This window comes from Staphylococcus sp. HMSC14D10 (assembly GCF_001808125.1).
GTDB lineage: Bacteria > Bacillota > Bacilli > Staphylococcales > Staphylococcaceae > Staphylococcus > Staphylococcus haemolyticus.
Map to the genome: position 1 here is coordinate 20,101 of NZ_KV792250.1, position 9,609 is coordinate 29,709.

Here is a 9,609-nt window from a genome sequence, read left to right on the forward strand (position 1 = left end):
TTATTATTTATTATGAAATTCGTAAGATTGTGATTAATATACGTTATTAGCAATCTAAGATATGGTATGATTAATGCGAATGCTATTAGGAGGAAATTATGAAGTTTAAAATACATGAGAATTATAATCAAAATACGTTGAGAGAAATCTTTCAATCATTGAAATTGCCTAAGAAAGACTTACATCAGTTAAATATGTCAAAAGATATAACTATAAACAATCACCCTGCGAAATTAACAGATAAAGTGCTTACCGGGGATGATATTTACATTCCAACACCAGTAGAAAAAAGTAATTACTTACCTAGTTATCGTTACGCACAAATTAGTTATGAAGATGATGATTTAGCTATTGTCATGAAACCTAAAGGCGTTAAGACTCATCCAAATGATTTAAAAGAGAGTAACACTTTAATGAATCATGTTATTTATACGTTAGATAGTGAATATGTCGAACCTATTCATCGCTTAGACCAAGAAACGGTTGGTTTACTCATTGTAGCTAAGAACCCTCTAATGAAAAAAATTCTAGATCGTATGTTGGAAGAAAATGAAATTACTAGAATATATAAGGCTAATGTTAAGTCATTATTACCAATTAAACCTCAAACTATTGATAGTCCTATAGGTAAGGATAAATTCCATCCTAATAAACGACGAATTTCTAATACAGGTCAACAAGCGATTACGCACATTCTTTCCTCTAAAATGATAAAAGAAGGCGTATGCCAATTGGATATTAAATTAGATACGGGCCGTACTCATCAAATTAGAGTTCATTTAGCTGAAATTGGTCATCCTGTTATAGGCGATCCTTTGTATGGTAATTCTACATTACGCCAACTAGAACTTAATAGTCATAAAATTGAATTTAAACATCCACTCACTCAAGAATTAATATCAGTTAGTTTGGATGATGAATAAATAATAAGGAGTAACTATCGATTCATAGACAGTTACTCCTTTTATTAGTTATATGTGGTTGTTTTTTAGTGTGGGTCCACCATATCCTCAGGTTTTATCCATTCTTCAAATTGTTCTTCTGTAACATGACCAGATTGAATAGCCGATTCTTTTAATGTTAACCCTTCTTTATGTGCTTTCTTGGCAATTTGAGCAGCTTTTTCATAACCAATGTGTGGATTTAGCGCAGTAACTAACATTAATGATTGATTTAAATAATTATTAATGTTTTCTTCAATTGGTTCAATGCCGACTGCACAATTATCATTAAACGTTTGCATACCATCTGCAAGTAAGTAAATTGATTGTAATGTATTATGAAGAATTACTGGTTTAAATACATTTAATTCAAAATTACCTTGAGAACTTGCAATACCAACTGTAGTGTCATTACCCATAACTTGTACTGCAACCATAGTTAACATTTCACATTGTGTTGGATTTACTTTACCAGGCATGATTGATGATCCTGGTTCATTTTCAGGAATTGAAATCTCTGCAAGCCCCGCTCTAGGACCAGATGCTAACCATCTAATATCATTGGCGATTTTCATTAAGTCTGCTGCTAAGGCTTTTAACGTACCATGTAATTGCACGACTTCATCATGTGAAGTCAACGCATGGAATTTATTTTCAGATGATACAAATTTATATCCAGTATTCTCTGAGATAAATTTAGCAACTTTATTACCAAATTCTGGATGTGCATTAATACCTGTACCTACGGCAGTTCCACCGATAGCCAAACTTAAGATATGTTTTTTTGATTCAGCTAATAATTCTTCACATTTATCTAACATATGACGCCAGCCACTAATTTCTTGACCTAATTTAATTGGTGTCGCATCTTGTAAATGTGTACGTCCAATTTTAATAATTGATTGGTATTTATCTTCTTTTTCTTTAAAAGTATCACGTAAATGTTTTAATGCAGGTTCAAGTTTCATTTCAACTTCATGATATAATGCAACATGCATTGCTGTTGGAAAAGTATCATTTGAACTTTGAGATTTATTCACATCATCATTAGGATGAATCGATTCATCGATACCTTGTTCTTTTAAATATTTATTTGCTACGAAGCTGACTACTTCGTTAACGTTCATGTTACTTTGCGTACCGCTTCCTGTTTGCCAAACAACTAGTGGGAAATGTTCATCTAATTCCCCTTTTAAAATTAAATCACAAGCGTAAACGATTGCATCTTTTTTAGCGTCACTTAGTTTTCCTAGTTCATGATTTGCTAATGCTGCACCTCGTTTTAATTGAGCAAATCCATATACTACTTCAATTGGCATACGTTCTTTACCTACAGGAAAGTTTCGTTTACTTCTCTCCGTTTGTGCACCCCAATATTTATCACCAGGTACTTCAATCTCTCCGAATGTATCGTGTTCAATTCTTACTGACATGCGATAATCTCCCCTTATACAATTATTTATTCATAGTATAGCATTATTTAAATTAAAGGGGCAATGCATTACTAAAGCGGTTTCAATAATACAAACTCATATCATAGATATAAAAAATAACGATTGAAACAATGATTTAATGTTCCCAATCGCTATTATCTTTGAAAAATTTTGTCTTATCGTAATTGACCGTTGCTTGCTTAAGTTAAACTTGATATTTAACTTTTACTGCTTTAATAACAGCTAAAGCACTCAAAATATAAAATATAATACTTAAAGTTATTGTAATAGGACTAATTTGAACTAGAAATCCTATAAAACCAGTAAATTGCTCATAAATATCATTTAAAGAATAAATTAAAATACCAGTTATTAAAATACAACACAACACACTTATGAACACACCTGTTTGATTACTCTTAATAAAAGGCTGAGCACTAATATTATCAATTAAGCCTTGAGATAAATTTAATTGTAATTTTATGATTTTAAACAAAATAGGTAAGTAAAGTGCACCGAATGCTATTGGAAATCCTTTTATAGAAAGTAAACTAATAATAATTGTGGCAATCGTAAGTGGAAGCCAATATCTATGTAACATTTTAAGCTCTCCTTATACATTTTCATTGAATTTTATTTTACCATAATTTTTATAGCATTAAATTGAATTAAATGATTGATTGATGAAATTACGCACTCAAATGACAATGTATATTGCTTCATTAAAAAAATAACCTAAGACATCTTTAACATCTTAGGTTACTTGGTTCATAAATAATATTTATTTTGTTAATTATCATCAAGTTAAAATTTACTCATGCGATTGATTCAATCTGTCCTCGTCGTTTTCTTCAGAAATTTGTTCCATTTCTTTGCCCAATGTTTTCAAGTCATCTAAATCTTGAACCATCGCATTTTCTTCCTCATGATAATTTAATTCTGAATCTTTATTTTTAGTCATAACTCAGACCTCACTTTTAAATTCAAGCAAATCTAGCAGTGAAATATTCTTTAACATCTTCAGGTAAACCTTCTGCAGCTGCTCTATCTAAAACAACTGTTACCATTCTATGAGCTTTTAAATCAGCTGGTTCAAAGCTAGATTTACCATTTTCTTCATAAAGTTTTTTAACAACTTCACGTTTATTAGCACCAGTCACAACTAATACTACTTCACGCGCTTTTAATAATCCTTGTCTTACATTTACATTTAAACTACCTGATTCATCAATAGAAGTAACTTGTAAAATTAATTTACCTTTATTTTCTTTAGTTTTAATTTTGTCATCAATTAAAGATTCTGCATCATCGTCAAGATTAATCGGATAAATTTGACTAGTAGGTACACCTAATGCTTCATAGTATGAGCGATTATCGTCATAATCTAAGATATTTACTTGACTAAAATCAACCGCATTATGATCTACATCTTTCTTTAACTCATCTAAAACAGGTGCAGCATCCTTTGTTAAATGAATTCCCGCAATAGTTGTAGGGTTGTTATTAAATTGCTTTCTAATGATATCTGCTGTGTACTCAGCTACATGTTCTACATCATTAAATACTTTAAAGTTCATTGCCATTGTCATTACACTCCTCTTAGTTCATCAATGTCATATAAATAACGTATTATTCGTTAACTTACCCTTTTAGACACTAAATCAAACTATTTTAAAAATGTTATTATACATCATTAATAAATATAACATTTTTTAATAAATAGATGCATAGAATTTTTACTAACTTACTACTTATTAGGATAAACCTGGGAAATTTTGTTGTCGTAATGCTTCATAAATTAATAAAGCGGCTGTGTTAGATAAATTTAACGATCTGATATTTTCACTCATAGGAATTCTTAATGCCATGTCAGCGTATTTCTCTTTTACCCAATCCGGTAATCCAGTCGTTTCTCTTCCAAATATAAAATAATAATCTGTATCTTCTTTAGAAAAATCAAAATCACTATACGTTTGTTTTCCAAATTTAGTTAGTAAGTAGTACTCACCTTGAGTAGCATCGAAAAAGTCTTCAATACTTTCATGATAAGTAATATATACATGCTCCCAATAATCAAGACCAGCACGTTTTAACATTTTATCATCAGTACTGAAGCCCAAAGGCTTAATTAAATGTAAATGTGTGTTCGTTCCTGCACAGGTACGTGCAATATTACCAGTATTTGCAGGAATCTCTGGTTGAAATAAAACAATATGGTTTGTCATTTAAAGTTTCCTCATTTCTATTCCTTTTATCATTTCATTTTGAACTTCTTCAATTTCATTTTCATAGTTTGCAACTATAAATTCACGTGCATCTTCACCTTGAATTTGGCCAATCGCCCAGTATGCCGTCCCTCTTATCATTGGTCTTGGATCATTTAATGCAACTTCCTTAAGTTCTGGTATTGCTGCCTCTTCATTAAAATGTGCTAAAGCTATTATTGCATTACGTTGAATTGGTTTTTTACCTCGCCAAGCACCAGCTAAATGCCCATATGTTTGTTTGAATTCTTTATTGCTCATTTGTAATAACGGTACTAATCTTGGTTTTAGAATCTCAGGTTCTAGAATAATGTCATCATGCGTTGTATTGATCCCCCTATTTCTAGGACAAACTTGTTGACACGTGTCACATCCATATAAGCGATTGCCTATCTTATATCTATATTCATCTTGCAGATATCCTTTAGTTTGAGTTAAAAAACTAATACATTTTTGAGAATTCAATTGACCATTTCCAACAAGCGCCCCTGTAGGACATCTATCTACACATATTGTACAATCTCCACAGCTATCAAGTAATGGATCATCAGGTTCAAATGGAATACTCACTAACATTTCACCTAAATAACTCCATGTTCCTAAATCTGGATTAATAATAAAACCATTACGTCCAGCAAATCCTAAACCTGCTCGTTCAGCAACGGCCCTATCTGATAATACACCAGTATCAACCATACTTTTAAGTTCTACATCAGGAACTTTAGATTGTATAAAATCAGCAAGTTTATCTAAACGTTTACGCATAATAGAGTGATAATCTTGCCCCCAAGAGGCACGAGCAAACATACCTCGGCGATCACCTCTGACACTTTTAGGTGCACCTTTAAGCTTATTCGGATATCCAACAGCAATTGCTATAATTGAGCGTGCGGTAGGCAAACTTAATTTTGGCTCAGTTCTTAATGAAATATCTGACTCCTCAAAACCCGAAGCATAGCCATTTGCATGATAATCTTCTAACTTCTTTTTAAGTTCATCAAATGGATCGGCAGTAGTAAAACCTATACTATCAATACCTATTGAATAAGCATAATCGATGATTTCTTGTTTAAGCCAATTATAATCCAATTCATTTGCCTCCTTAAAATTGATACATATTACATTTTAACATAATCCACATAATGAAATAGTTATTTATTTATATAATAATTGAACACTTTCCTAATAAATATTCCAGTTCAATTTAAAAATAGCGAGTTTGAAACATGATATGATGTCTCAGACTCGCTGCTATTTGTTTACTTATTATAAAACTCTTGATAAAAAGTTTTGCGTTCTTTGATGAGTTGGTGATTGAAATATTTGCTGAGGTGAACCTTCTTCAATAACATGCCCATCTGCCATAAATATAACTTTATCACTCACATCTTTTGCAAATCCCATTTCGTGTGTAACAACAACCATTGTCATTCCTTCTTTAGCTAAATCTTTCATTACCTTTAGAACATCATACACTACCTCTGGATCCAATGCAGACGTAGGTTCATCAAACAATATAATATCTGGATGCATAGCCAGTGCCCTTGCAATCGCAACTCTTTGTTTTTGTCCTCCAGATAATTGAGAAGGATATACATTTGCCTTATCTTCAAGTCCAACTTTTTCTAATAATGTTAATGCCTCTTGTTTCAATTGATTTAAATCGCTTTTATTTAATAATTTAGGAGCCAATATGATGTTATTTAATACAGTCTTATGTGGAAACAGATTAAAATTTTGAAAGACCATGCCCATTTTTTGACGTAATTTATTTAAGTTATTTTTGTGAATAGAGAGTTCATTACCTTCGAATACAACTCTTCCGTTTGTTGGTGTTTCTAACAAATTCATACATCTTAATAAAGTGCTTTTTCCACTTCCTGATGGTCCTATAATCGCTAATACTTCACCTTTTTTAATTTCTAAATTAATATCCTTGAGCACTTCATTTTTCTCAAATTTTTTATTTAAATTTTCAATTTTAATCACTTGCTTTCAGTCTCCCTTCTATTAAACTCATTAATCTTGATAATGAAAAAGTTAATACAAAGTATATACATGCTGCTATGATTAATGGCGTAAATGGATCAAATGAAATACCTTGAACAACCTGTGCATTAAACATAATTTCACCAACCCCAATTGTAGATATGATTGATGATTCTTTTATTAAAGTTACAAATTCGTTTCCTAGCGCTGGTAATATATTTTTAAAAGCTTGAGGCAATATGATATGAATCATTGTTTTTGAGTAGTTTAACCCCAAACATTGTGCAGCTTCAGTTTGACCTTTATCTACTGCATTAATTCCAGCTCTAATTATCTCAGCAATATAGGCTGAAGAATTAATAACTAAGGCAATCGTCCCACAAATTAAAGCAGAAATGTCTAATCCTAAAAGCGCGGTAGTGCCAAAAAATACGATAAACACTTGCACTAACATCGGTGTTCCTCTTAAAAATTCTATATATATTGTTGCGGGTAAAGAAATAATTTTAAACTTACTTAATTTTGCAAGTGCAATAAATGACCCGATTATTGCTCCACATATAACACCAATTAAAGAAATTATTATAGTGTTTTGTAATCCTTTTAAGAAAAAAATTCCATACTTTTGAATAAAGCTTCCATCATCAACCATTTGTTCTGAAGCAATATCCATATATTTATTAATTAAATGTTTATCTTTAACATCTTTAATAGAATGATTTAAGTGTTCTAATAAAATTGGTGAGTCTTTCGGTAGTGCTATAACTGTGGGTTTCTTTTCTTCATTGAAAGAAACATGGACAATATTTAAATCCTTATTTTGCTTAGCATAAGCATCTGCTACTGGTTTTTCGATTACTAAACCATCAATTTTTTTACTTTTAAGTGCCAAAATTGCATCTGGTAAACGATTTAATGAACTTATTTGTGCATTTTCTATTTCTTGCTGTGCAATTTTTTCTTGTTCACTGCCCTTTTGAGCTCCTATTTTTTTATTATTAAAATCACTCAACTTATGGAAGGTATCATTATTTTTTTTTCTAATTAACATAACATTTCCTGTTTCCATATATGGTTCGGAAAAATCAACTTCTTTTTTTCTTTCAGGTGTTGTTGTCATTCCTGATATAATTATGTCAATTTTTCCAGTTTTCAAAGCTCCAAGTAGGCTATCAAATTGCATATTCACTATTTTTAACTTTAAATGATTATCTTTGGCAATTTTTTTTGCTAATTCAATATCTACACCAGCATACTCTGTTTTACCATTTTTAGTTTTTTCAAATTCTAATGGTGCGTAATCAGCTGATAATCCTACTCTTAATTCACCCCTATCTTTAATTTTATTCCAAGTTGCATCTTCATCAGCTAATGCCATTGGTTGTATGTATATCAATGTCAAACTAATTAAGATTGCTATCGCAAGTACTTTTGTTAATTTTTTCATAAGCAACCTCCTTTAATTAATTCATTATTATACATATAATCGCATTAATATACAATAAAAATTTTAAAAAAGAGTGAAACAAAATTCGATTTGAATCTTTGTCTCACCCTGACAGGTTAACTAGAGTTGAGAAAAGGTCAATATAAACACTTTCTCAATTCAGTTAAAAGCTTTGAATTAAATTTATTTCATTATATAAATTAAACTTTTGTACATACATCTTAATTGCTATTATTGCTTAGGAATTTCGAATTTGTATATACCATCATGATAGCTTGGTATTAATTTTTTGCATATTTCATGTATAATGAATGCACTCACAAATGGAATAACAAAATAGCCGAAAACGAGCAAAATAATAATTATAGTAGCGTCTCCAGACATTCTATTAAATGCATTAATCGGTCCTACCAAGCCTGTATAACCAAATCCGGCAGATAAAGGTGTGCCTTTAATACCTATAGCATATGCCAATACACCAGAAACGATACCATTTAAAGTTAAAGGAACTGCAATAATTAAATGTTTTAAATAGACTGGAATCATCATCTTCGCTGCACCTATAAGTAAAACAATATTAACCCCCATAGAGTTAACTCTTATTGAACCGAATATAAAAGTCACACAAGCTGCGACAATGCCCATGTTAGCAGCACCACTTCCCAAACCAGTTAAACTTATAGCTGTTGCTATGGCGACTAATGAAATAGGTGTAACCATTAACAATGAGAAAGTCACACTTATTAGTATAGACATAATTAAAGGATTAAGATCAGTGAATGAATTTACCATATGGCCAAGTCCTTTAGTAATTGTTTGTACATAAGGTAAAGTTAATAAACCAATTAATGCACTTAATACAGGTATAACAACCGGTAATATAATCATTTCAAGTGAGCCTAATTTTCCTTGTAAAAACATATATATTGCACAAGCTATAATTACAACTAATATGATATTGATTATATCTCCAATCCCTTTTAAAACAATGCCCTTAGCTGTAAATTGAACCGCTCCAGATCCAAGCATTGCGGCTATGCCTACCATACAAGAACCTGCCCCATTAAACTTAAATTGATGTGCAGCTAAAACACCGATAATAAATGCCATGAATGATTGAATTATCATTACTAATTGAAACACAGTTTCGAGCATTGGATGTGCATCCATAAATAATTTCAAAAATTCTCCTAATAACGCATTTGGCAATAAAGCTAATACTACTCCAGCACCTACCGCATTTAGAATATTACTAAAAAAATACTTTAAACTTACACGTTGTTTACTCATAGTAGCCTCCGTTTTTAAACATTAGCTTTATCTTAGTACAAACTAATGTGTTTAACAATATGAACATTTCTTTTTTAATCAAAAATTAATGCTAATTTTAAAAAAATACCATTGCTAAAACTTAACATAAGAAGTTAAACAATTATAAATATAATAGTTCAATAACTGATACTTAACCACTGACTAGAAAATTGAAAAATTGAAATCAATTAAAGGCTCTACGTCAAATCGGACTGATGAGTCCA

The 9,609-nt window shown here is 30.9% G+C and carries 10 protein-coding genes; 1 reads left to right on the forward strand and 9 read right to left on the reverse strand.

Annotated elements, in window-relative coordinates:
• Positions 1-98: 98 nt before the first annotated feature.
• Positions 99-923 (forward strand): RluA family pseudouridine synthase, encoded by an 825-nt coding sequence (locus HMPREF3134_RS05865; RefSeq protein ID WP_070441470.1) that lies wholly within the window; start codon positions 99-101, stop codon positions 921-923.
• A 65-nt stretch (positions 924-988) separates the two neighbouring features.
• Here HMPREF3134_RS05865 and fumC read toward each other — a convergent pair whose 3' ends face one another.
• From fumC to HMPREF3134_RS05905, 9 genes are all read right to left on the reverse strand, one after another.
• A complete protein-coding gene (gene fumC, locus HMPREF3134_RS05870) occupies positions 989-2,374 on the reverse strand; it encodes a class II fumarate hydratase (RefSeq protein ID WP_070441473.1) in 1,386 nt (461 codons plus the stop codon).
• Between the two features lie 205 nt (positions 2,375-2,579).
• On the reverse strand, positions 2,580-2,975 hold the full coding sequence (locus tag HMPREF3134_RS05875) for a hypothetical protein (protein ID WP_053025423.1): 396 nt from the start codon (positions 2,973-2,975) through the stop codon (positions 2,580-2,582).
• Positions 2,976-3,185: 210 nt separating this feature from the next.
• The gene (locus tag HMPREF3134_RS11975; protein ID WP_141738627.1) at positions 3,186-3,335 is read right to left on the reverse strand and encodes an SAS053 family DNA gyrase inhibitor; all 150 of its coding nucleotides are present in this window, start codon (positions 3,333-3,335) and stop codon (positions 3,186-3,188) included.
• A 22-nt stretch (positions 3,336-3,357) separates the two neighbouring features.
• The gene (locus tag HMPREF3134_RS05880) at positions 3,358-3,957 is read right to left on the reverse strand and encodes a 6-phosphogluconolactonase (RefSeq protein ID WP_053025425.1); all 600 of its coding nucleotides are present in this window, start codon (positions 3,955-3,957) and stop codon (positions 3,358-3,360) included.
• 171 nt (positions 3,958-4,128) lie between these two features.
• The gene (gene trmL / locus HMPREF3134_RS05885; RefSeq protein ID WP_053025428.1) at positions 4,129-4,599 is read right to left on the reverse strand and encodes a tRNA (uridine(34)/cytosine(34)/5-carboxymethylaminomethyluridine(34)-2'-O)-methyltransferase TrmL; all 471 of its coding nucleotides are present in this window, start codon (positions 4,597-4,599) and stop codon (positions 4,129-4,131) included.
• Positions 4,600-5,727 (reverse strand): tRNA epoxyqueuosine(34) reductase QueG, encoded by a 1,128-nt coding sequence (queG, locus tag HMPREF3134_RS05890; protein WP_053025430.1) that lies wholly within the window; start codon positions 5,725-5,727, stop codon positions 4,600-4,602.
• A 177-nt stretch (positions 5,728-5,904) separates the two neighbouring features.
• Positions 5,905-6,627: an amino acid ABC transporter ATP-binding protein gene (locus tag HMPREF3134_RS05895; RefSeq protein ID WP_070441476.1), complete on the reverse strand. Its 723-nt coding sequence runs from the start codon at positions 6,625-6,627 to the stop codon at positions 5,905-5,907.
• A complete protein-coding gene (locus HMPREF3134_RS05900) occupies positions 6,620-8,074 on the reverse strand; it encodes an ABC transporter substrate-binding protein/permease (protein ID WP_070441479.1) in 1,455 nt (484 codons plus the stop codon). Before HMPREF3134_RS05900 ends, HMPREF3134_RS05895 begins: the two co-directional genes overlap by 8 nt.
• Positions 8,075-8,305: 231 nt before the next feature.
• Positions 8,306-9,364: a PTS sugar transporter subunit IIC gene (locus tag HMPREF3134_RS05905; RefSeq protein ID WP_016931347.1), complete on the reverse strand. Its 1,059-nt coding sequence runs from the start codon at positions 9,362-9,364 to the stop codon at positions 8,306-8,308.
• Between the last annotated feature and the right edge of the window lie 245 nt (positions 9,365-9,609).